Annotated in this window: 26 protein-coding genes and 1 pseudogene; 7 read left to right on the forward strand and 20 right to left on the reverse strand. The window is 30.7% G+C overall.

Going from position 1 to position 23,560, the window contains the following annotated elements; all coding sequences use genetic code 11:
• The 15 genes from hisF to AJN56_RS04490 all read right to left on the reverse strand — a co-directional run bounded on the left by hisF (position 1) and on the right by AJN56_RS04490 (position 10,584).
• A complete protein-coding gene (hisF, locus tag AJN56_RS04420) occupies positions 1-768 on the reverse strand; it encodes an imidazole glycerol phosphate synthase subunit HisF (RefSeq protein ID WP_002856484.1) in 768 nt (255 codons plus the stop codon).
• On the reverse strand, positions 769-1,671 hold the full coding sequence (locus tag AJN56_RS04425; protein WP_002856179.1) for an HTH domain-containing protein: 903 nt from the start codon (positions 1,669-1,671) through the stop codon (positions 769-771). It abuts the gene before it with no gap.
• Positions 1,656-2,387, reverse strand: coding sequence for a 1-(5-phosphoribosyl)-5-[(5-phosphoribosylamino)methylideneamino]imidazole-4-carboxamide isomerase (gene hisA / locus AJN56_RS04430; RefSeq protein ID WP_002868828.1), 732 nt, complete (start codon positions 2,385-2,387; stop codon positions 1,656-1,658). The genes AJN56_RS04425 and hisA overlap by 16 nt, the downstream gene beginning before the upstream one ends.
• Positions 2,384-2,971, reverse strand: coding sequence for an imidazole glycerol phosphate synthase subunit HisH (gene hisH, locus AJN56_RS04435; RefSeq protein ID WP_002868827.1), 588 nt, complete (start codon positions 2,969-2,971; stop codon positions 2,384-2,386). Before hisH ends, hisA begins: the two co-directional genes overlap by 4 nt.
• Positions 2,968-4,026 (reverse strand): bifunctional histidinol-phosphatase/imidazoleglycerol-phosphate dehydratase HisB, encoded by a 1,059-nt coding sequence (hisB, locus tag AJN56_RS04440; protein ID WP_002855951.1) that lies wholly within the window; start codon positions 4,024-4,026, stop codon positions 2,968-2,970. Before hisB ends, hisH begins: the two co-directional genes overlap by 4 nt.
• Entirely contained in the window at positions 4,023-5,309 is a 1,287-nt protein-coding gene (gene hisD, locus AJN56_RS04445; RefSeq protein WP_002855985.1) for a histidinol dehydrogenase, read from the reverse strand. Before hisD ends, hisB begins: the two co-directional genes overlap by 4 nt.
• A gap of 7 nt (positions 5,310-5,316) precedes the next feature.
• On the reverse strand, positions 5,317-6,216 hold the full coding sequence (gene hisG, locus AJN56_RS04450; RefSeq protein WP_002868826.1) for an ATP phosphoribosyltransferase: 900 nt from the start codon (positions 6,214-6,216) through the stop codon (positions 5,317-5,319).
• Positions 6,217-6,388: 172 nt separating this feature from the next.
• Positions 6,389-6,742, reverse strand: a complete 354-nt coding sequence (rplQ, locus tag AJN56_RS04455) for a 50S ribosomal protein L17 (protein ID WP_002851332.1) — start codon at positions 6,740-6,742, stop codon at positions 6,389-6,391.
• Positions 6,743-6,745: 3 nt separating this feature from the next.
• Entirely contained in the window at positions 6,746-7,759 is a 1,014-nt protein-coding gene (locus tag AJN56_RS04460; protein ID WP_002855748.1) for a DNA-directed RNA polymerase subunit alpha, read from the reverse strand.
• A gap of 12 nt (positions 7,760-7,771) precedes the next feature.
• Entirely contained in the window at positions 7,772-8,398 is a 627-nt protein-coding gene (rpsD, locus tag AJN56_RS04465; RefSeq protein WP_002856574.1) for a 30S ribosomal protein S4, read from the reverse strand.
• 27 nt (positions 8,399-8,425) lie between these two features.
• The gene (gene rpsK / locus AJN56_RS04470; protein ID WP_002779544.1) at positions 8,426-8,818 is read right to left on the reverse strand and encodes a 30S ribosomal protein S11; all 393 of its coding nucleotides are present in this window, start codon (positions 8,816-8,818) and stop codon (positions 8,426-8,428) included.
• Between the two features lie 9 nt (positions 8,819-8,827).
• Positions 8,828-9,193 (reverse strand): 30S ribosomal protein S13, encoded by a 366-nt coding sequence (rpsM, locus tag AJN56_RS04475; RefSeq protein WP_002856177.1) that lies wholly within the window; start codon positions 9,191-9,193, stop codon positions 8,828-8,830.
• 2 nt (positions 9,194-9,195) lie between these two features.
• Complete coding sequence (gene rpmJ / locus AJN56_RS04480; RefSeq protein ID WP_002781429.1) at positions 9,196-9,309, reverse strand: 50S ribosomal protein L36; 114 nt, start codon at positions 9,307-9,309, stop codon at positions 9,196-9,198.
• Positions 9,310-9,480: 171 nt separating this feature from the next.
• Positions 9,481-9,699, reverse strand: a complete 219-nt coding sequence (gene infA / locus AJN56_RS04485; protein ID WP_002781436.1) for a translation initiation factor IF-1 — start codon at positions 9,697-9,699, stop codon at positions 9,481-9,483.
• Between the two features lie 87 nt (positions 9,700-9,786).
• Entirely contained in the window at positions 9,787-10,584 is a 798-nt protein-coding gene (locus AJN56_RS04490) for an MBL fold metallo-hydrolase (RefSeq protein ID WP_070246150.1), read from the reverse strand.
• 87 nt (positions 10,585-10,671) lie between these two features.
• On the opposite strand from AJN56_RS04490, the gene AJN56_RS04495 reads away from it, so the two are divergent.
• Together AJN56_RS04495 and AJN56_RS04500 are read left to right on the forward strand one after the other, a co-directional pair.
• The gene (locus tag AJN56_RS04495) at positions 10,672-11,967 is read left to right on the forward strand and encodes an MFS transporter (RefSeq protein WP_009883066.1); all 1,296 of its coding nucleotides are present in this window, start codon (positions 10,672-10,674) and stop codon (positions 11,965-11,967) included.
• Between the two features lie 49 nt (positions 11,968-12,016).
• Positions 12,017-13,648 carry a multidrug ABC transporter permease/ATP-binding protein gene (locus tag AJN56_RS04500; protein WP_002855865.1) on the forward strand — a complete coding sequence of 544 codons (1,632 nt, stop codon included), beginning with the start codon at positions 12,017-12,019 and terminating at the stop codon, positions 13,646-13,648.
• 19 nt (positions 13,649-13,667) lie between these two features.
• Here the strand turns inward: AJN56_RS04500 and cgb are convergent, their stop codons facing one another.
• The 5 genes and pseudogenes from cgb to AJN56_RS04525 form a co-directional block, all read right to left on the reverse strand.
• Entirely contained in the window at positions 13,668-14,090 is a 423-nt protein-coding gene (cgb, locus tag AJN56_RS04505) for a single-domain globin Cgb (protein ID WP_002862237.1), read from the reverse strand.
• Between the two features lie 66 nt (positions 14,091-14,156).
• Positions 14,157-14,714: a molecular chaperone gene (locus AJN56_RS04510; protein WP_002855909.1), complete on the reverse strand. Its 558-nt coding sequence runs from the start codon at positions 14,712-14,714 to the stop codon at positions 14,157-14,159.
• On the reverse strand, positions 14,714-15,580 hold the full coding sequence (locus tag AJN56_RS04515; RefSeq protein WP_002869225.1) for a dimethyl sulfoxide reductase anchor subunit family protein: 867 nt from the start codon (positions 15,578-15,580) through the stop codon (positions 14,714-14,716). Before AJN56_RS04515 ends, AJN56_RS04510 begins: the two co-directional genes overlap by 1 nt.
• Positions 15,567-16,223, reverse strand: coding sequence for a DMSO/selenate family reductase complex B subunit (locus tag AJN56_RS04520; protein WP_002869224.1), 657 nt, complete (start codon positions 16,221-16,223; stop codon positions 15,567-15,569). Before AJN56_RS04520 ends, AJN56_RS04515 begins: the two co-directional genes overlap by 14 nt.
• Positions 16,224-16,233: 10 nt before the next feature.
• Positions 16,234-18,576 (reverse strand): annotated as a pseudogene (locus AJN56_RS04525) (DMSO/selenate family reductase complex A subunit); the annotation flags it as partial.
• Positions 18,577-18,892: 316 nt separating this feature from the next.
• On the opposite strand from AJN56_RS04525, the gene AJN56_RS04530 reads away from it, so the two are divergent.
• The 5 genes from AJN56_RS04530 to AJN56_RS04550 are packed head-to-tail and all read left to right on the forward strand — an operon-like array spanning position 18,893 to position 23,519.
• Positions 18,893-20,428, forward strand: coding sequence for an ABC transporter substrate-binding protein (locus tag AJN56_RS04530; protein WP_070246147.1), 1,536 nt, complete (start codon positions 18,893-18,895; stop codon positions 20,426-20,428).
• Positions 20,429-21,373 (forward strand): ABC transporter permease, encoded by a 945-nt coding sequence (locus tag AJN56_RS04535; protein ID WP_070246145.1) that lies wholly within the window; start codon positions 20,429-20,431, stop codon positions 21,371-21,373.
• Entirely contained in the window at positions 21,360-22,154 is a 795-nt protein-coding gene (locus tag AJN56_RS04540; protein WP_079254331.1) for an ABC transporter permease, read from the forward strand. The genes AJN56_RS04535 and AJN56_RS04540 overlap by 14 nt, the downstream gene beginning before the upstream one ends.
• On the forward strand, positions 22,151-22,861 hold the full coding sequence (locus AJN56_RS04545) for an ATP-binding cassette domain-containing protein (protein ID WP_002922491.1): 711 nt from the start codon (positions 22,151-22,153) through the stop codon (positions 22,859-22,861). Before AJN56_RS04540 ends, AJN56_RS04545 begins: the two co-directional genes overlap by 4 nt.
• Complete coding sequence (locus tag AJN56_RS04550; RefSeq protein WP_002922489.1) at positions 22,854-23,519, forward strand: ATP-binding cassette domain-containing protein; 666 nt, start codon at positions 22,854-22,856, stop codon at positions 23,517-23,519. The genes AJN56_RS04545 and AJN56_RS04550 overlap by 8 nt, the downstream gene beginning before the upstream one ends.
• The last annotated feature ends 41 nt before the right edge of the window (positions 23,520-23,560 follow it).

A 23,560-nucleotide genomic window follows, 5' to 3' on the forward strand; every position in this document is an offset into this window, starting at 1 on the left:
TTATATCCTTATACTTAAACCTTGATTTTTAAGATAAATTTTTAATTCTTTAATGTCTATAAGTTTTTGATGAAAAACAGAAGCAGCTAAAGCCCCATCTATACCCAGTTTAAAAGCTTCTAAAAAATGCTCCATTTTTCCCGCTCCCCCACTTGCGATCAAAGGTACTTTACAAATTTTATATACAGCTTCTAATTGTTCTAAATCATAGCCATTTTTAACGCCATCTTGATTCATCATATTTAAAACAATTTCGCCTGCACCTAGATCTTGCACTTCTTTAACCCATTCTAAAGTGCTTTTTCCACTATACTTGCTTGTTTTTTCATCGCCTGTGTATTGAAATACTTTTAAATTTCCATTTTCATCTTTGAAGCTATCAATCCCTACTACTACGCATTGCACGCCAAAGCTTTTAGCAAGGCGTGTGATTAGGCTTGGATCATTTAAAGCAGGAGAATTGATAGAAATTTTATCTGCCCCATTAGCTAAAAGTTCAGCTGCATCTTCTTCGCTTTTAATACCCCCTGCAACACAAAAAGGAATATTGATATTTTTTGCTACTTCACTTACCCATTCTCTTGATATGCGTTCTTTTCTAGCACTTGCAGCAATATCATAAAAAACAAGCTCATCAATACCATTTTGAGAATAATACCTAGCAAGCTCTATGATATCTCCCATATCTTTATGGTTTTTAAATTGTGTTCCTTTTACTACTCTGCCATCTTTGACATCTAAACATGCAATTATGCGTTTTGTAAGCATTTATTTCTCCAAAATACATTTTTCTTTAAGATATTTTTCCATTTCTTCATCGCTTTTAATTTCATCAAAATTAGCTTGAATTTTTGCTTCTTTGCCCACTTTAATTTGTTTGTTTATATCATCAATAAATTCTTTAAAATTTGGATTTTTATTAATCAGCATATTTAGTGTTTGAATATCAAGTTTTATCACTCCTATGCCAAAACTTTGATTTAAGCGTCTTAACTCACTTAAAACCTCGCTATCAATTTCTTGTAAAACAACCAAATAGCCCTCATTTGCCCAGCTAGAATTACTTAGAGCTTGAAAATAGCATTCTTTTAAATTTGAAAAATTTAAAGCAATTTTAAGTTCAAAAGAAAAAAGTTTATAGCTGTTTTGTTTGATATTTTCTAAAAGTGTTATGGTTTCTTTTTCATAATCATCATAAGGAAAATAAACCCCTACAATATCAGGATAATTCCACTTATCTTCCCCACCTTTACCCTTTTTGCTTTGTTCGTGATAAATTGTTTTGCAATTTAAATTAAAATCTAAATTTTCATATAAAAATTTTACAAGCAAGGGGTGTAAATCTCTTTCATGAAATTTATTTTTTTCTTGTTTTTCGTTAGTAATTTCATTTTTATTATCAAGCTTTAAAAGTTCATTTTCTCTTTCTTTTAGCCAAAAAGTTGTAGGTTTTTGAGAAGCTTTGATAAATAAAGAATTGTGTTGCAATTCTTTTATATCAACATATATCCTAGCCCCTAAAGTAGCAATTGGAGTTTGTCGTATGCTAGAAAGCTTTTTATCTAAGCCTTGTTCAAGAGCTTTTTGCCAAATTTCATTAACACTTAAAGGTCTGTCACTTTGTTTTAAAATTTCTAAAGTAAGTTCTTTGTAGCTTAATTTGCTAGACATCTTATCCCTTCTTCTATGCTAAAAACTCCGTCTAATAAAGCTTTTCCTACGATAACCCCACTACAAATTCCTTTTAAGTTTTCAAGGTCTTTTAAGCTCGCTACTCCACCACTTGCCTGAATGCAAATATTAGGAAAAATTTCATGGATAAGTTTGTAAAGTCTTACATTTACTCCTTGCATGGTGCCATCTTTTGAAATATCTGTGCAAAGTATGTGTTTTAAGCCTTTATTGCTATAAAAATCTAAAACTTCCATAAGCTTTTTATCACTTGCTTCTTGCCAAGCATTTACAGCCACAACATAATCTTCTTTTAAAATCGTATCTAAGGCTAAAACTATAGCTTCACTACCAAATTCTTTTAAAATTTCAAGACATAAAGTCGCATTTTTAATCGCCATAGATCCTATAACTACTCTTTTTACTCCACAATCAAGCAAAGCTTTAACTTCTTCTTTAGAGCGTATGCCTCCACCTACTTGTAAATTGACACTGACTTCTTTAGCTAATTTTTCTATCAAAGCAAGTTGTCTTTTGCTAGGATCTTTTGCACCTGTAAGATCTACAAGATGAAGTTCTTTCGCTCCTGCTTTTTCGTATTCTTTGAATTTTTCCAAGGGATTGTATTTATATACTTTTTTTTGTTCGTAATCCCCTTTTACAAGACGCACCACTTCGCCATCTATAAGATCGAGTGCGGGTATGATTTGAGTCATCCTATATCCTTAATAAAATTTGAAATTAAATTTTCCCCCGCTTCACTGCTTCTTTCAGGGTGAAATTGCACCCCGTAAAAATTATCTTTCATTACACTTGCGCTAAATTTTTGCGAATACTCACAATCTGCTATAGTGTATTCCCCAAGTCCTGCACAATAACTATGCACAAAATAAAAATAAGCCCCTTCTAAGCCTTTAAACAAAGCATGAGAGCTATGAACTTGATTCCATCCCATATGTGGAAAAGTAAAGCCTTCTTTAGCTTTAAATTTTTGAGTTGTAAAATCTATGAGTTTTAAAGTTTCTTGATTTAATTCTTCAGAAAAATTTCCTAAAATTTGCATACCTAAACAAATACCAAGCAAAGGTTTTTTGGTATTTTGAATAAAATCAATAAGATTAAATTGTTCTAAATTTTTCATCGCTTCTTTTGCAGTACCCACTCCAGGTAAAAAAAGTTTATCCGCACTTTCAAGTTCTTTTAAATCCCTACTGATAGTTGCATTAAAACCTAATCTATCCAGACAAAATTTCAAAGATGCCAAATTCGCACAGGCTGTATCGATGATGATGATTTTCATATCACTCCTTTAGAGCTGGCTAAATTTTCACTTTCTATTTTTACTGCCATTTTCAAAGCTTTAGCAAAGGCTTTAAAAAGCCCTTCGGCTTTATGATGATCGTTTTTGCCTTTAACTTTTAAATGCAAACTCACACCCATAGCATAACTTAAAGAATAAAAAAAGTGTTCGATCATTTCTGTGCTTAAAGCTCCTAAATGAGATTTTTTAAATTTGGCTTTATAGACTAAATGAGGACGATTGCAAAAATCCATCGCACAACTTGCCAAACACTCATCCATAGGTAAAGCAAAACCATATCTTGCAATGCCGATTTTATCCCCTAAGGCTTTTTTGATACAAGCTCCAAGTGCTAAGGCTACATCTTCAACGCTATGATGCTCATCGATTTCTAAATCCCCTTTGCAAGAAATTTCAAGCCCTATACCTCCATGTACAGCGATTTGCTCTAACATGTGATCAAAAAAATCAATGCCTGTTTTAATGCTAATCTTACCCCCATTTAAGCACACTTTTACTTTTATATCTGTTTCTTTAGTAGTTCTTTGATAACTCGCACTTCTAAAAGAACTTAAAATTTCATTTTCTATTTCTTTCCAAGAAAGTTCGCCATATCTTAAACCACGCACACCTAAATTTGAAGCTAAGATCATATCACTCTCACGATCTCCTATAACAAAACTTTGCTCCTTATCATAAAGTTCGTGTTTGATATACTCTTCTAACATAGCGGTTTTAGGTTTTCTACAAGCACAATTTTCATTTTCAAAATGCGGACAAATAAAAATGTCTTGAAATTCTATACCGCAACTTTTTAAAATATCAAGCATTTTTTCATGAGCAATTTCAAAATTTTCCTTTGGAAAACTTGGCGTTCCAAGACCATCTTGATTGCTTACCATGACAAATTTAAATCCAAAATTTTTTAGTTTTAAAAGAGTAGGAATAGCATCTTTTTCAAAACGCAATTTTTCAAGAGTATCGATTTGAAAATCGCTTTTTGGCTCCTCTATTAAAGTGCCATCTCTATCTATAAAAAGGATTTTTTGACTCATTTTAAGCTCTCTAAACGAAAAGTTACTGCATTTTTGTGTGCGTCTAAATGCTCATTTTGCGCTAAAATTTCAACACTTTTACCCAAAGCTAAAAAGCCTTCTTTACTTAATTCTTGAACGGTCATTCTTTTACTAAAATCTGCCAAACCTAAACTAGAATGCGTTTTAGTAAGTCCATAAGTAGGTAAAACATGATTTGTCCCGCTTGCATAATCACCCATAGACTCCGGAGAATAAGCTCCTAAAAATACCGATCCTGCGTGTTTTACACCTTTTAAAAGCTCTCGTGGATTTTGAGTTTGTATGATCAAATGTTCAGGGGCATAAAGATTTGAAATTTCCAAGGCTTGATTTAAATCTTTAGCTATGATAATGCGTGAATTAGCAATGCTTTTGCTTGCAAGTTTTTTACGAGGTAAAAGTTCTAATTGACTTTGGACTTCATTACTTGCTTTTTGAGCAAAATCTTGACTTAAACACACTAAAATCACTTGAGAATCTGCACCATGTTCAGCTTGTGAAAGCAAATCACTAGCTACAAATTTTTCATTAGCCAAATCATCAGCTATTACTAAAACTTCACTAGGTCCTGCTTGCATATCAATAGTCGCTCCGTTTATATCGCTACTTACTTGACGTTTTGCTTCGGTTACAAAGGCATTTCCTGGGCCAAAAATTTTATCCACCTTTAAAACACTTTGCGTACCGTAAGCCAAAGCCGCTATGGCTCCTGCACCACCCATTTGATAAATTTCATCCACGCCGCAAAGCTTAGCACAAAAAAGCACAGCATCATTGATTTTTGCAGGACTTGCTAAAACGATTTTTTCACAACCTGCAATTTTTGCAGGGATAGCTAACATTAAAACCGTTGAAAACAAAGGTGCTAAACCCCCTGGTATGTAAAGTCCTACTTTTTCTATAGGGCGTGTTAAAACCTCGCATTTAACGCCTTTTGTAGTTTCAAGAGCGATTTCATGCGGGATTTGGGCTTCGTGAAATTTTTTGATATTTTCATAAGCTACTAAAATAGCATCTTGTAAATCTTTATCCAAACGATTGCTTGCTTGAGTGATTTCTTCTTGAGTGATTTTAATATTAGAAATTTCAGCCTTATCAAATTTTAAAGCTTGTTCTATCAAAGCTTCATCACCTTTTTCTTGCACTTCTTTAACGATGGAGCTTACTATTTTTGAAATTTCATCTTTCGCACTTATAGCAGGGCGTTTTAACGCTTCTTCTTTTTGTTTTTCATCTAAATTATCATATACTAAAATTTGCATTTTTTACTCACTTTAACATTTTTTCTATAGGCAGAACCAAAATCGAACTCGCACCTTCTTCTTTTAAAGCCTCCATAGTTTCCCAAAAAAGATTTTCTTTACTTACCATATGTAAAGCTACATTTTTTTCATCGTGTGCTAAAGGTAAGATAGTCGGTCTTTCAACTCCTGGAAGTAGGGCTTGAATTTTATCAAGCTTTTCTTTTGGAGCATGAAGCATAATGTATTTAGATTCTCTTGCTTGCATTACTCCTGCTACACGCAACATAATTTTATCCACTAAAGTTTGTTTTTCTTTACTTAAAGCATTTTCTTTTTGAATTAAACAAGCACGAGATTCATAAATGACTTTAACTTCTTTAAGATTATTTGCTTGTAAAGTTGCCCCGCTTGAAACAAGATCGCAAATTGCATCGGCTAAATTTGCCCTAGGGGCTACTTCAACAGAACCTGTAAGCATACAATTTTTATAATTAATCCCATTTTCTTTCATAAAACGCTTTAAAAGTTGTGGATAAGAAGTAGCTATCCTTAAGCCTTCAAAATCTTTCAAATTTTGAAATTTTTTTTCTTGAGGTAAGGCAAGAGAAAGACGGCAATATCCAAAATCTAGCTTTTTTAAAAGCTTATAACTTGGATTTTCTCCTAAAGACTGGCGTTCAAGTTCATTTTCTTCTAAAACATTTTCCCCTATAATACCTAAATCTACAACACCATCAAAAATAAGCCCAGGGATATCATCATCTCTAACGCGTAAAATATCTATAGGTAAATTTGTAGAAAAAGCGATCAAACTTTGTTCATGGATATGCATTTTAACACCACATTCTGAAAGAAGCTCTATGGATTCTTTTGAAAGTCTACCTGATTTTTGTATCGCAATGCGTAAACGAGTGTTTTCTTGCATAACATATCCTTGAAATTAAAAATTAAAAACTTATATTAGCATAAGTAGTTGAATTTTTAGCAAGGGTTTTGAAAAATAAATAAATTTAATTTTATTTAAAATAATTATTTAAAACTTTTTATTTTTAGGGTATTTAATTGAAGTATTAATCCTAGCAAAAGCTAGGATTTGATTAAGCTACAAATTCGATGAAAGCCATTTCAGCAGCATCACCACGGCGAATTCTTGTTTTGATGATTCTTGTATATCCACCATTGCGATCTTTGAATTTTGGAGCAATTTCAGTCACTAATTTATTAGTAGCGTTTTTATCTTGTAATGAAGCAAAAACTGCTCTATGAGCGTTAAAATCTCCAAGTCTTGCTCTAGTAATCAATCTTTCTACATAACCTCTTAATTCTTTAGCTTTTGGTAGAGTAGTTTCAATTTTTCCGCTATTTACTAAAGCTATAGTTAAATTTTTTAATAAGGCAGCACGATGAGATGAAGTTCTGCCAAGTTTTCTATATCCATGTTTATGTCTCATTCTTTATCCTTCGTTTTGTGCTTTTAATTCTGCGATTTTATTTTTAAGTATTTCTTTATTATCGCTAAGCTTAGAAGTTCCCACAGGAAAACCTATGCTTTCCATGATGTTTTTAATTTCATCAAGAGATTTTTTACCTAAATTTTTAAGCCCTGCAAGTTCACTTACACTCATCAAAGCAAGCTCGCCTATGTAAACCACTCCTGCTTTTTCAAGACAATTATAACTTCTAGCACTTAAATTTAAATCTGTAATGTTTTGCAATAATTTAGTATTTTCTAGTTCATTGCTTGTTGCTTGATTTTTAATTACGCTTCTAACATTGGTGATTTTATCAAATACTGATAATTGTTTATACATAGCTTCTAGAGCATTTTGAAAAGCTTCATTTGGAGTGATTTGTCCATCAGTTGTTACGGTTAAAACCACTTTTTCATAATCAGGATTATCTTCAAATAAAACTTTTTCAATATCATAGGTTGCTTCTCTTACAGGTGTAAAGAAAGCATCTAAAGCTATAAATTTAGGATCATTTATAAGCTCTTTAATTTCTTCGCTTGGTACATAGCCAATACCTTTTTCAACGATCAATGTGAATTTGAGTTCAGCATCTTCGTTGATAGTTGCTAGATAGGCGTCTTTATTTACTACTTCTACTTGATCATTATTTAGATCTTTGCCGTAAATTTCTTTTGAGCCTTTAAAGCTAAATTCTACTATTTCTTTATTTGATTCGCCTTTAATTTTAAAGCGTAGTTTTTTTAGATTAATGATAAAAAGTGCTACATCTTCAAGCATACCACGCATGCTATCAAATTCATGAGCTACGCCATCAATATGGATCGCAGTTGGAGCATATCCTATGGTGCTAGTGTAAAGCAAACGGCGTAAAGGATGGGCTAGGGTGATTCCATAGCCGATCTCAAAAGGCCAAGCACTGATTTTAGCCACAGTATCACTAATGTTTTCTATTGTAAATTCTGTTGGCGTATAAGCAGATGTTGTAATATTTCTCATATTTAGCCCCTATTACTTAGAGTAAAGCTCAACGATAAATCTTTCCTCAACCGGAATGACAACTTCTTCTCTCTCAGGTTTTCTTGTGAAAATTCCAAATCTCTTATCTTTTTCAACATCAACCCAAGCAACGATTCCAGTTTGTGCTGTAAGTTCGATAGCTCTTGTTATTTGTGGATTGTTTTTGCTTTTTTCGATAATTTCGATTTTAGCACCTGCTTCTACTCTAAAGCTAGGAATATCCACTCTTTTACCATTTACTAAAACATGTCCATGTGTTACAAGTTGTCTTGCAAAACGACGTGTTGTAGCAAAACCCATTCTATATACTACATTGTCTAATCTTTGTTCTAAAAGTTGGATAAGTAATACCCCTGTATTTCCTTCTCTTCTTGCTGCTTCAGCAAATAAACGACGGAATTGCTTTTCGCTTACTCCATACATAAATTTAGCTTTTTGTTTTTCTCTTAATTGAAGCCCATACTCACTAATTTTACCTTTTCTTGCTCCGTGTTGTCCTGGTGCATAAGGGCGTTTATCTAGTGCACTTTTGCCAGCTAGTCTTCTTTCTCCTTTTAATGCTAAGCTAACACCAAAGCGTCTTTCTAATTTTTCTACTGGTCCTCTATATCTTGCCATAATATTCTCCTAAATTTTTCTTATATCTTAGACACGACGACGCTTAGGCGGTCTGCAACCATTGTGAGCTAATGGAGTGATATCTTTTAAGAAAGTTACTTTGATTCCTTCCATAGCACCTACACTCTTAACAGCAGTTTCTCTACCGCTTCCTGGTCCTTGTACTTTAATGCCTACTTCTTTAATTCCGTGTTCTTTTGCTTTATTTAAAGCGTCTTCTACTGCTTGTTGTGCCGCATAAGGAGTTGATTTTTTAGAACCTTTAAATCCTAAACCACCTGCACTACTCCAAGCGATAGCATTTCCCATTTCATCAGTCACTGTAACCATAGTATTGTTAAAAGTCGCACTGATATAAACAATACCTTTTGCTATATTTTTTTTAACTACTTTTTTCTTTACGATTTTTCTTTTTGCCATGATTTATCCTTATGATTTTGCACCAACAGTTTTTCTCTTACCTTTTCTAGTTCTTGCGTTTGTCTTTGTTTTTTGTCCGCGAACTGGTAAGCCTTTTCTGTGTCTTAAGCCTCTAAAGCTTCCTAAATCCATAAGTGCTTTAATATCCATAGCAACTTGTTTTCTCAAGTCCCCTTCAACCATATAGTTTTCTTGAATTTCTTTACGGATAGCTGCTGCTTCATCTTCACTTAACTCATGAACTCTTTTATTATAAGAAATTCCTACTTTATCTAGAATTTTTCTTGAAGTGAAAAGTCCTATACCATAAATATAGGTTAGTCCATACTCAATTCTTTTTTTCTTTGGTAAATCCACACCTGCAATACGAGCCATGTTTATCCTTGTCTTTGTTTATGTTTTGGATTTTCGCAAATAATGCGAACCACGCCTTTACGGCGAACTACTTTGCACTTGTCGCACATCTTTTTAACCGATGGTCTCACTTTCATGAGCGTCTCCTTGAATGAATTCCACTTGATTTACGACTACATCAGGTTTTATGAATAACCAACTATTTTCAAAATAAGTGGTGGATTTTAAAAATACTTCTTCATATAGTTCGATGTAATTTGTCGCAAAAACTCTAATTTTATCTAAAATTAGCTTTTAAATAACTTAGATTATTTATATCTAAAAGTTATACGCCCTTTATCAAGGCTATAAGGTGTAAGTTCTACTTTTACTTTATCACCTGGCATTATTCTTATATAATGCATACGCATTTTTCCTGCAATATGACATAAAATTACATGTTTGTTGTCAAGTTCAACCTTGAAATTTGCATTAGGCAATGCTTCAAGTACGGTGCCATCAATTTCGATTACATCATCTTTTGCCAAAATTTTCTCCTTTCATGAAATAAAAAGGCTATAATTTTAGCAAAAATTATTAAAATTTTTACTTAATTTTTAGTAATTTTTAAGTAATTAATCTAAAAATTTAGGCTCAATAAAAGGCACATGAGTCCCTATAACTTTGAGTTTTCTTTCTTTAAATTGTTTAAGTAGTTTTTCCCTTGTTTGTATAGCCTCATTTTGATCTATATCAAATTTTATAGCGATTTTAGGTTTTGGGATTTGTATATCATAAAGATGAAGTAAATCTCCCCAAAAGACTATTTTATCATCAATTATGATAGCATTTTGACCTGGGGTATGTCCATAAGCAGGTATGGCTTTAATGCCTGAATTTTGAAAGATCAAATCTTTAGAGTGGTTAATAAATTCTATATTTTTAAGTTTAAGCAAGGTGTTTTTAATTTCTTGTCTATCGCTTTTGATCCAAAAATCATATTCTTTTTTATCGATTAAAATTTGAGCTTTTGGAAAAAGATTTTCTTCGCTCATTAAAGCTCCTATATGATCAGGATGCGCGTGTGTTAAGATAATATGAGTGATATCTTTAAAATCGGTTTTGTGGATATGTAATTTTTCTTTTAATGTATCAATAGTATCTAAAAACCCTGTGCCTATTAAAGCATTAAAATTTGGATTTTTTATCAGAGCAATATTATGCTCATTTCTTTTGATTTTTGTGCGAGTTTTTCCTATAAAATTCTTATCTTCATCGCTTTGTGGCACTAAAAAAGAAAATAATAAATTTAAAAATTCATCATCAGATTGTTTAAGTGAGATTATATGGGTTTGATTTGAACTTTTGCTTGTGGTTTTTTCTTCTAAAAAATAAAGATTGGTTTTTAAAAGAGTGGTTATAAAATTAAACATATTTATCCTTAAATTTTTTAGATAATATTTTGGAAATGATTATAGTATAATAAAAACAATGTTTTTAAAATTTAAGGTAATTAATCAATGAGAAAATCAAAATTTGGAACAAAGGAAATTAAGATCTTAGGACTTTCTTCACTAGGAGGAACTTTAGAATTTTATGATTTTATTATTTTTGTCTTTTTTGCTGAATATATAGCTAATGTATTTTTTCCTAAAGATATGAGTGAATTTTGGGCTTTATTAAATACTTATGGAGCATTTGCAGCTGGATATTTAGCACGTCCTTTAGGTGGTATAGTTATGGCACATTTTGGAGATAAATTTGGGCGTAACAATATGTTTATGCTAAGTATTTTACTAATGGTTCTTCCTACCTTTGTCTTAGCTTTTATTCCAGGTTATGAAACTCTTGGGTTTTTAGCTCCTGTTTTATTGATACTTATAAGAATTTTTCAAGGCATAGCTATAGGTGGAGAATTGCCTGGAGCTTGGGTTTTTGTAAGAGAACATTGTCAAGAAAAACAAAAAGCTTTCTTTTTAAGCTGTTTAAATTCAGCTATGGCTTTAGGAATTTTGTTAGGAAGTATAGTATTTTTAATCATTAATGCTTTTTTTAGTATAGAAGAAATTGCTGCTTATGCATGGCGTATTGCTTTTTTTGTAGGTGGAATTTTTGGGATTATTTCTATTTATTTGCGTAGATTTTTGCAAGAAACTCCTGTTTTTAAACAAATGAAAAAAGAATCATCACTTAGTTCTTTTCCACTTAGAGATTTATTTAAAGAAAAGGATATTGTAAAAAATTTATTTTCATCAATGATGATGACTTGGGTTTTAACAGGTTGTGTTATTGTGCTTGTTTTATTAATGCCTAAATTTATGCCTAGTATTTTAAATTTAAGTGGGGTTGAAGGAAGTTATTTACAGGTATTAGGAATTTTGGGAATAGCTTTAGGCGGGGCTTTTATGGGTTATCTTGTAGATAAATTTGGTTTATTTAAAATTTGCATTTTCTTTTCTTTAACTTTTGTATTTTTTTCTTTTTTATATTTTTATGCTTTATACGAGCTTAAAAATTTGGTTTTGGTGTGTATTTTGTATTCGATTGTTTGTTTTTTAGGTGGGATTAATGTGTTTGCACCTATTTTAATGAGTGAAGTTTTTAGAGCTAAAATAAGATTTTCAGGAATTTCTTTTTCTTATAATATTGCTTATGCAATTTCAGGCGGTATTACTCCGCAACTCGTTTTTTGGCTTAATACACTCGCGAGTAAAAATGAAAATCCATTTTTATATGGTATGAGTATATATATGATTTTTTTAGCATTATTGGCTATTTGTGCTGTTTTTATAGTAAAAGATAAAATAAAATTTTGATAATCACTCTTAAAATGTTATAATTAAAATTATATTTTGGAGTTTATAAATGCCTTTTATTATCGAATTACTTAAGCAAAATAAATTAAAGTTGATTTCTTTTTTGCTTTTTTCTTTTATTACAAGTGCTGTTGGAGTTTTAACTCTTGTTTTTATCAATGATTATTTGCTTAAAAATGCACAAAACATTCCTATTTTTTATTTTATTGTTTTGCTTTTGATATTTTTTATAAGTTCTACCATAGTTGAACTTGGACTTAGTATTTTTGGACAAAATTTTATTTTTAAAATGCAAAGACGCGTAGTAAAGCAGATCTTAGACACCCCTTTATTAAGAGTAGCTAAAGTAGGTAAGGCTAGAATTTTAGCTTCTTTGGGAAGTGATGTGAGAAATATATCTTTTGGGCTTTTAAGATTGCCTGATTTTTTACAATCAAGTATATTGATTTTATGCACTAGTGTTTATTTATGTTATCTTTCACCACAAATTTTTGCTTTGTGTGTGGTATGGATTATGGTTATTTTTATTACTAATAATTTTTTGATGATGAAAGTATATCAGTATTTTCGAAAGGCAAGGGAAAATGACGATGCTTTGCAAAATAATTACCAAAATATACTAGATGGACATAAAGAACTTTTGATCAATCGTGATAGAGCCAAGCTTTACTATGAAGATGAATTTGAAAATAATGCAAGATTGAAAAAGAAAAATAGTACTTTAGGCAATCTTTTTAACAATCTCTCAAACAACTGGACAAATGTAACTCTTTTGGCTTTAGTGGGTGTAGAGTTTTACTTAGCTTTAAAATTTGAATGGGCAAGTGTTGCAGATGCTACAACTATAGCTCTTTCTATTTTGTTTTTACGAACCCCTTTAGTATCTATGATAGGATCTTTTCCTACTTTGCTTTTGGCAAAAATCGCTTTGGATAAGATCGCAAAATTGGAATTAGATGATTATATAGAAGGTTTTAAAAAAACACATTATATTAGTGAATGGAAAAAAATTTCTTTTAGAAATACTCAATTTGCTTATGAAGAAAATTTTCACTTAAATCCTGTAAATATAGAACTTAAAAAAGGTGAATTGGTATTTTTAATAGGTAAAAATGGAAGTGGTAAATCCACTTTTTGTATGCTTTTGACAGGACTTTTTAAGCCAAGCAAAGGCGGAATTTATGTTGATGATACGCTTATAGATGATAAAAATTTAGATGAGTATAGATCTCTTATTTCTGCTGTTTTTAGCGATTTTCATCTTTTTACTAAAACCTTAAATAAAGAAAATTTTGCAAGCGAAGAAAAAATTGCTTTTTGGTTGGAGTTTTTAGAACTTAAAGATAAAACAAGTGTCAAAGATAATGAACTGACCTTAACCAAACTTTCTACAGGGCAAAAAAAGCGTTTAGCTATGCTTATAGCCTTGCTTGAAGAAAGGGATATTTTAGTGCTTGATGAATGGGCGGCTGATCAAGATCCTGTTTTTAGAAGATTTTTTTATAAAAAACTTTTACCTTTGTTAAAAGAGCAAGGTAAAACAATCTTTGCTATCACACATGATGATGCATATTTTGATAGTGCTGATAGAATTTTCTTGGCTCAAAATGGTGAAATCAGCGAATTAAAGGGTGAGAATATAAAGGAATTAGCTAAAAATTTAGTAGAAAAATTTGATTAAAGCCCAAAATGGGCTTGTATTATTTATCATAGAGCTTTTTTTCTATATCGATATAAAATTCAGCAATTTTTCCATAAGCAACTTCCCAAGCTTTAAGAGTGGCTTCATCAGGATTTAAAAGATTTTTAATAGCCTTTAAAAGGCAAGCTCCAACTATAGGATAATGCTCTTCTTTAACCCCTAAATTAACATGAGTTATGGCAACTTTATCAACAAAGCTTCTCATATTTTCCAAATTTTCTATATTTTTAGCTGCCATTAAAATCGCCATCGCTAAAGCTTTTGGTTGTTCTCCTGAAATTTGTTTTTCCATATTAAACATAGGTTTTACCTCAGGATAATCATTAAACATTATTTTATAAAACTCATTGGTTAAATCCTCTCCATTTTTTTGCAAAATAGGCACACAATCTTTGATGATTTGAATTTGTTCTTTTGTCATAATTTCTCCTTTTTGTTGTAAAAGAGATATTTTATATCTTAAAAAGGAGAAAAAAATTGACTTGTGTTAAAATTTTGTATTTAGTTGATTGAAAAAATCTTGCATTAACATTGTTAATGCTTTATAAAAATGTGTTTTAGCTTTATTGATAACATCAAAACTCCACATGTTAAACCAAATAAAAAATTCTTCTTTTAAGAATTTTTGCAAAGTTATATCATCTTGTTTTTTGATTAAAAAACTAATAAATAATAATTCATTTATCAAGCTATCTGCAGGTTCTTCATTAAAAAAAGAAAAAAAGTTATTTTGCGCAAAAATTTGCTTAACTTTATCAGAATTATCTGAATAAATTTCTTTATTTTCATCAAGATAAAAAGAAGCAAAAGGCGGTGCTTTTACATAATCAACATCACTTAAAAACAAAGATGTAAAATCACTTGCTATTAATTTATCATCTTCGTTTGAAGATGATAAAAGCTTTAAAGCGGTGCATTGTAATTTGCTATTATTTTTTAAAAACCAATTTTGCCAGAATTCTTCTTTTTTAAGTTTTTCTAGCAAAAAATGATTAGGTGGATTTTGCAAAAAATTGATAAATATATCTATTGCCAATTTTTGCATTAAGAATGTCCCAACATGATTTGAGTACTTATAAGTCCATAAAATAGCATTCTAGTGGTAAACACCCCTAAAAATGCACAAAGTAGGGCAAAACAAGCAAAAAATTTACTTTTAAATTTTTCATGTAAATAATTATGCAAATACCAAGTAACAATCCCAAGTCCTAAGAATGCAAAAGAAAGCGATATAAACCAATCATAGGTTCCACCTAAAAGTTCAAAAGGGTTTACAAGCCCCATAATCCAAGTTTGTCCTACATGTAGGGTTTGTAAAACTATAGCAGTGCTTAAAAGCCCTATACCTATAAGTCCTGTAAAAAATGACATTTTTCTTTCATGTTTGCTATTTTCAAAAAAACAATAATAAACAATAGCACCTAAAAATATAGCACTAGCAAAAAAATAAAGCAAAGTGATCTTAAAATCCCAAGTAGGTACACTTTCTTGCATGGAGCCATAAGCTCCACTCATAAAGAAAAGTCCTAAAATTCCACATATTAGCGTAAGATAAAACACCCAATTTGAAGTTTTTAGATAAAGCAAAAAGTCCAAAGCACACACAAGAGATACAAATAAAATTTCATTATTCATCCAGCCTATGTGCCATTCATTGTTTGCATAAAAAACACCCATTCTATTTAATACATTAAAAATGTGTGTAATATCATTTAAATGAAAAAATGAAGGGATAAAAGCAACCACCATTGCAATTCCTAAGGCTAATCCAAAAGACTTTAAATTTGCATAATTTTTGTAACCATTTATAAATGCAGGTGCATAAACCAAACTAAGTCCAATTACAGCTTGTACTAAAATAGTAAATAATACCAAAGGCATTTCACTTAAAATGTGATTAAATGATGTCATTTTTAACTCCTTGGTAGTTTTGAGGTAGATGAAAAATCGTACTTTTATTACCTGAAGGTAAACTATGTTTTTCAGGCACTATACATAAATTTGGATGCGTGATAGAAGCATCAGGTAAAGGTGTGATAGAGGCTAAATTTCCATGTTCTTCTCTCAGTTTTGTTATATCTCCTGCTTTTAATGCTCTAAAAGGACAAGAGTCCACGCAAATTGGATTTTTACCTTCTTTTAATCTCTCATAACACCCATCGCATTTGCTCATATGACCACTTTCATGGTTAAATTGAGGTGCGCCATAAGGACATGCCATAGCACAAGCTTTGCAGCCTATACACATACTATCATCGATTGCTACTATTCCCCATTTTATTTTCATTGTTGCGCCAGTTGGACAAGCTTTAAGACAAGATGGATTAGAACAATGATTGCAAGAAATAGAAGTGTAGTAAGCAAAAACACTTTGCTCAAAACTCCCATCTTCTTTAGCTGTCCAATTTCCCCCTTCAGTCTCAAACACACGGCGAAAATTAATTCCCACAGGCATGTTTTTATAATCCTTGCAAGAAAGTGAGCAAGTCCTACAGCCTACGCATTTGCTTTGATCTAGCATAAAACCAAATTGTGAATTTTCTTCTAATTTCATCTTTTTCTCCTTAAACTTTTGCAATTTCAACTAAAATAGAATGTTGTCCATTTCCTTTAGAAATAGCAGTTGGTACTATACTTGCCAAAGAATTCACACAAGTTCCCACATCGATACCATTTTCATATTTTGCCCATGCACCTTGTGGGGTTACTGCACAACCTGGTATGATTTTTGGAGTAACTTTTGCTATGCCTTGTATGATTCCTAAGTCATTTCTTACTTGCACCACATCGCCCGTTTTGATACTTCTTTGCTCTGCATCTATGGTATTTATCCAAATTTCTTGTGGATTAGCTTCTCTAATTTGTGGAATTTCCCAAAAGCTAGAATGTGTTCTACCTTTGTAGTGATAGCCAAAAAATTGCGAAGGATACTTTTGTTTTAATGGATCCAAAATCCCTTCTCTTTGGCTTTCAAAAACAGGAATAGGCACTATTTGTTGTCCTTCTTTTAATTTCCAAGTTTTTTGCATTTGTGCGAGTTTTGTGCTATAAATTTCTATCTTTCCGCTGGGAGTTTTTAAAGGATTATTGATAGGATCTTTTATAAAACTTTGTAATGCCACTACAGGTTTTACAGGCTCAAATTTTACAAGTCCTTTTTCGCACATTTCTTCAAAACTAGGCAAAAGTGGATTTTTTTTCATACTTTCTTCATAAAGGTATTTTAGCCAATCTTTTTGTGTTCTTCCTTCGCTAAATTCTTTTTCTATGCCAAGTCTTTTAGCAAGTTCAAGACACATTTCATAAATAGGTTTTGCTTCACCAACTGGCTCGATAGCTTTTTGACAATAAATAATATAAGGCTTATTGCTATAATATCCTGCGCTAGGTCTTATAAAATCTTCTTGCTCCAGCATAGTTGCATCAGGTAAGATATAATCTGCGTAGTTATTTGACGGAGTTCTAGTTACATTAACATCTACTATACACTCACACAAATTCTCATCGCTTAAAATATCATGCACTTCTTTAATGGTGCTGTGCTGATTTGTAAGACAATTTCCTGCTGTATTGAAAATAAATTTGATATTTTGTTTTAATTGTGTTGTGCCACGCACCCCATCACTAATATCTGTCATTTCTTTTCCGCGATAAATAGCGTCTGTAAATAAAAAACAAGGAATAGAATCTTTTATTGGATTTTTAAAAGGCATACCCATTATATCATATGTTTTACTTGATCCTGTTCGACATCCTGTATTTGTCCCTTCTATGCCAATATTTCCTGTAATACAAGCTAGAGTTGCTATCGCCCTTGCATTTTGTTCTCCATTTGAATGTCTTTGCACTCCCCAACCTTGTTCTATAAAACAAGGCTTTATCGTGGCAATTTCTCTTGCAAGTTGAACTATGCGGCGTGCTGGAATTTTTGTAATCTTGCTAGCCCAATCAGGAGTTTTTTCTACTCCATCGTTTAGTCCTAAAACATAGCTTTCATAGCTTGAGTTTTTGGCTGCATCTTGTGGCAGAGTATTTTCGCTAAAGCCTATGGTGTATTTATCAAGAAAAGTTCTATCAAGTAAATCTTCTTTTATCATCACATAAGTTAGCGCAGCAATCAAAGCTGCATCGGTTCCTGGTGCTATAGGTATCCACTCATCGCAATGCCCTATCATAGAATCATTGCATCTTGGGTCAATGTGAATTATTTTACATCCACTTTCTTCTAAGGCTTTTTGATAAGCATAGCCTACTCCACCACCTCCCATTCTAGTTTCAACATGATTTGCTCCAAAAAATATAGCTAATTTTGCAGAGCGTAAAGTGTATATATCGCTAGCAGGAGATCCACCATAGAAAAAATTCATAGCATTTGAAATTTGAGCCGTAGAATAAGAATTATGATAATTTAAATAACCACCATAAAGACTTAAAAGTCTAGCCCATGGACCTTGTGTACAGCGATTGATTATTGTTCCTGTTGTTCCTGTTGCATAATTTATATAAAAGGCTTCATTGCCGTATTTTTCTTTAATTTCTTGCATTTTGGCAGAAATTTCATCAAAAGCTTGCTCCCAAGAAATAGGCATAAATTTACCTTCACCTCTTTTTCCCACTCTTTTTAATGGTCTTTTTAAGCGATTTGCATTGTAAACTTTATATCTTGAGCTTCTACCTCTAATACAGGCTCTTGCTTGACGATTATCAAAGCTATCATCACCTTCATTATCAGTACTGACATATTTAATAATTCCATCTTGAGTATGTACTTTTACAGGACATTTTGTTCCGCAATTTACATTACATCCAGCCCATTTGCTGATCAATGGTGGAGTTTTTAATAAATTTGCACTTAGACTTATAGGACTTAAGGTTAAGCCGCCAAACAAAGAACTCCATTTTAAAAAATCTCTACGATTTTATTCCATGTTATCTCCTTGCATTTATGTGACAAAAGTAATTGCGATTATAATACAAATAATAATTTTATTCAATTAAAATTAAGACTTTAAAACTCCTAAATATAGGCTTTATAATGGACTTTTCGTTTATGAATTTAACTTCAAAAAATAAAAATTTGAATAATATAATGATAAAAATTTATTAAAATAGTATTTAAATATAAATTTATAACTAAAATATAACTTTATCCCCCGTATAGGCTTGCGAGTTGAGTTTTTTTGTTTTATAATTTTGTGCGTTATTAAAATAAAAAGGTTTTTTATGTTGAGATTTTTAATTTTTGCAATGTTGTTGTTTGTGAATTTGGAAGCAAAAATCCCAAAAGATACACTTATTATAGCAGTTGAAAATGAAATCGCAAGGATAAATCCTGCTTATAGTGAGGATCACGATGCAGTGATTAATCTTGTATTTTCAGGACTTACGCGTTTTGATGAAAATATGAGTTTAAAACCTGATTTGGCTAAGTCTTGGGATGTTAGTAAAGACGGGCTTGTTTATGATATTTTTTTAAGAGATGATGTTTTATGGCATGATGGAGTCAAATTTAGTGCTGATGATGTGAAATTTAGCATAGAAGCCTTTAAAAATCCTAAAAACAATTCTTCTGTTTATGTCAATTTTGAAGACATTAAAAGTGTGGAAATTTTAAATCCTTCTCATGTAAAAATCACACTTTTTAAACCTTATCCTGCATTTTTAGATGCTTTAAGCATAGGAATGCTTCCTAAACATTTGCTTGAAAATGAGAATTTAAACACAAGTTCTTTTAATCAAAATCCTATAGGTACAGGTCCTTATAAATTTGCAAAATGGAAAAAAGGTGAATATGTTGAATTTAAAGCCAATGAACATTTTTATCTTGATAAGGTAAAAACTCCAAGACTTATTATAAAACACATTTTTGATCCTTCTATAGCTAGTGCCCAGCTTAAAAATGGCAAGATAGACGCAGCTTTAATCGATGTTTTTTTGCTAAATATTTTTAAAAATGATGAAAATTTTGGAATTTTACGTGAAAAATCGGCTGATTATCGGGCTTTAATGTTTAATTTTGATAATGAATTTTTAAAAGATTTAAAAGTAAGACAAGCCTTAAATTACGCAGTTGATAAAGAAAGTATAGTAAAAAATCTTTTACATGATTATGCTTTTGTAGCCAATCACCCTTTAGAGCGTTCTTGGGCAAATTCTAAGAATTTTAAAATTTACAAATATGATCCTAAAAAAGCCGAGGACTTGCTTGTAAGTGCAGGTTTTAAGAAAAATAAAGATGGAAATTTTGAAAAAGATGGGAAAATTTTAGAATTTGAAATTTGGGCGATGAGTAATGATCCTTTAAGGGTAAGTTTAGCTGGAATTTTGCAAAGCGAATTTAGAAAAATAGGAGTTGTAAGCAAGGTGGTGGCTAAACCTGCTGGAAGTTTTGATTATTCTAAAGTAGATAGTTTTTTAATAGGCTGGGGAAGTCCTTTAGATCCTGATTTTCACACTTTTAGGGTATTTGAAAGTTCGCAAGATAGTGCTTTAAATGATGAGGGTTGGAATTTTGGACATTATCATGATAAAAAAGTGGATATAGCCTTGCAAAAAGCAAGAAATACTTCAAATTTAGAAGAGAGAAAAAAATATTATAAAGATTTTATAGATGCTTTGTATGAAAATCCTCCTTTTATTTTTTTAGCTTATCTTGATTTTGCTTTAGTTTATAATAAAGATTTAAAAGGTATCAAATCAAGGACTTTAGGCCATCATGGAGTAGGTTTTACTTGGAATGTTTATGAGTGGAGCAAATAAGTGCTAAAACGCTTAGTTTTTAGTATTTTTATAGCATTTTTTAGTACTTTTTTATGTTTTGTTTTGCTTTATTTTAGCAAAGGCAGTATAGCTTATGCTAATGGAGTTAATTCACAAAGTAAAGAATTTGTTCAAAGAATAGAACAAAATTTAGGGATTGATAAGCCTTTGCTAGAGCAGTATAAAATTTGGCTTTTTAAGGTTTTAAAAGGAGATTTAGGAGTTTCTTTTTTAAGTGGAGAAAGTGTTTTAAAGCTTATAAAAGAAAGAATTTTTAATACCTTAATTTTAGGTTTTAGTGCCTTAATGCTTTTATTTTTACTTAGTGTTTTTTTGGCACTTTTAGGATATTATTATAAAGAAAATTTTATAGATAAAATCATTACTTTTTTAGCTTTTAATTTTTTTGCTTTACCTCCTTTTGTTTTGGCTTTATTGTTTGTTTTGATTTTTGGAATTTTTTGGAAAATTTTGCCTGTTATGGGAAGTAGTGATATAGGTTTTGAAGATGATTTTTTAAATCGTTTAAAACATTTGATTTTGCCTATTTTGGTGCTTGTTTTATCACATTTGGCATTATTTTTAAGGATTGCTAGAAATTTTATCAATGAAAGTTTTTCTCAAATTTTTATTCAGAATTTATACGCTAGGGCTTTAAAGGAAAAAGATATTTATTTTTTAGTTTTGAAATATTCTTTAAGTCCTATTGTAGCTTATTTTGGTGGAAGTGCTTTAAGTTTTATGATGGGAACTTATGTGGTAGAAAGTGTCTTTGCTTACGAGGGGCTTGGAACTTTACTTTTTAAAAGTATTATTTTTAAAGATTACCCTGTTGTACTTGCGCTTATATTTTTTAGTGTTTTGCTTGCAGCATTTTTTACATTTTTAAGTGATATTGTAGCTAGGATTTTAAATCCTAGATTAAGAAGGCTTGATTTTGTTTAAATTTCTTATCATTCTTGCGCCTTTAATTTTTTTGTTTTTATGCGCCTTGTTTGCACCTTTTTTGGCTCCTTTTGATATTTTAAGCACTCATTTAGAAAATTTGCATCAAGCTCCTAATTTTACTTATATTTTAGGGACTGATTTTTTAGGCAGAGATTTGTTTTCTCGTTTGCTTTTTGCTTTGAGAAATTCTTTGATTATAGGTGTTGGTGGATCTTTATTGTCTATTATCTTTGCTTTGTGCTATTTGTTTTTAGCGCGATGTTTTTTTTACGTTTTTTGGATGCGTATTTTAGAGTTTTTTTTAGCCTTGCCTGCTTTTTTACTTATGATGTTTTTTCAAAGTATGATAACTTCTGATGTGTTTTTGATGATTTTTTTAATCGCTTTAATTCATTGGTGTTTCATAGCAAGAATTATAGAAAGTGAATTAAAAAGACTTGAAAATTTAGATTTTTACAAAGCAAATATAGTGCTTGGAAGAACTAAATTTAGAGCTTTTTTTAAAGATTTAATACCTGCTTTAAAAACACTGATTTTTACACTTTTTATATTTAATATCGTTCATGCTATAGCCACAGAAGCTACTTTGAGTTTTTTTGGACTGGGTTTAGGATTTGAAATTCCAACTTTAGGTACTCTTTTGAGTGAGTCTTCAAAAGCGGTTTTTATAGGTGCTTGGTGGATAATACTTTTTCCACTTTTAAGCTTGCTTTTGTTGTTTTTACCTCTTTTATGGTTGGGTAATTTTTTACAAAAAATTTGGGGTATAAGATCTTGAAGGTAAGAAATTTAAATATCAGTTTGAAGAATAATTTATTGCTTAAGGATATTAATTTAGATATAAAAACAGGTAAAACTTTAATGATACTAGGACAAAGTGGAGTGGGCAAAAGTTTGTTAGGAAAAGTTTTGGTAAGACTTTTAGATTCTAATTTCACAATAAGTTTTGATGAATTAAGTTTTCATAATTCTTGTATTTTTAATTTTAACAAAGAAGAGCTTAGAAATTTCCGTTCTAAGGTGGCACTTGTTTTGCAAGATGCAGAGCTTAGTCTTTATCCTTATTTGGATATTGGAAATTTATGTCATCTTGTTTTAAAAACTCATACAAAATTAAAACAAAAAGAAAGAAAAGATTATGCTTTTTCTTATTTTCAAAAATTAGGATTTGAAAATCTTGATCGTTTGTGGCATTCTTATGCTAATGAATTAAGTTTGGGTATGGCAAGAAGGGTGAGCCTAGCTTTGGCATTATTAAATCAACCCCAAATTTTAATTTGTGATGAAATCACAGCTTCTTTGGATAAAGAAAACGCTTCTAAGATTATATCGATTTTAAAAGAATTAAAAAATACTACAGCCTTAGTTTGTATCACTCATGATTTAAATTTGGTAAATTCTTTAGCAGATGAAATTCTTATGCTAGAAAAAAATAGTTCAAATTTATATAGCTTAGATGAGTTTTTAAGGTATTATAATGCTTAAAGTTTGTAATTTAAGTAAGTTTTATGAGCTTAAAAAGCATTGGTATTTAAAAAAAGAAAGACATATTATTTTTGATAATGTCAATTTTTCTTTAAATGAAAATGACAATTTAATAATTTTAGGTAAAAGTGGTGCAGGTAAAAGCACATTAGCTAGAATTCTTTGTTTTTTAGAAGATCCAAGTGAGGGTGAGGTATGGTATGAAAATCTTAACTTACACAAGCTTGATAAAAACAAACAAAGACTTTTAAGAAAGCAAATTCAATATTGCTTTCAAGATCAAAAAATGGCTTTAAACCCTTATAAAAAAATCAAAAATCTTATACAAGATGGTTTGGAAAATTTTAATTTACAAAAGAATGATGACTTGATTTTAGAATTTTTTGATTTTTTTAGTCTAAAAAAACAAATTTTAGAACAAAAATCCTATGAGTTAAGCGGAGGAGAAGCCACACGTGTAGGTCTTATCCGTGCTTTGGTTTTAAATCCTAAATTGTTGATTTTAGATGAAATTACTTCAGCGTTTGATATTAAAATTTCTAAAGAAATTTTAACTTTTTTATATGACTATCAGCAAAAAAATAATATTTCTTATATATTTATAACCCATCAAAGTGATCTTTTTTATAAATTTAATCATAAAAAATTAAAACTTTAAAAAATATTTTTTAATATAAGTTTCAATATAGAAAGTTTAGA

It is taken from the genome of Campylobacter sp. BCW_4319, assembly GCF_001764435.1.
GTDB lineage: Bacteria > Campylobacterota > Campylobacteria > Campylobacterales > Campylobacteraceae > Campylobacter_D > Campylobacter_D jejuni.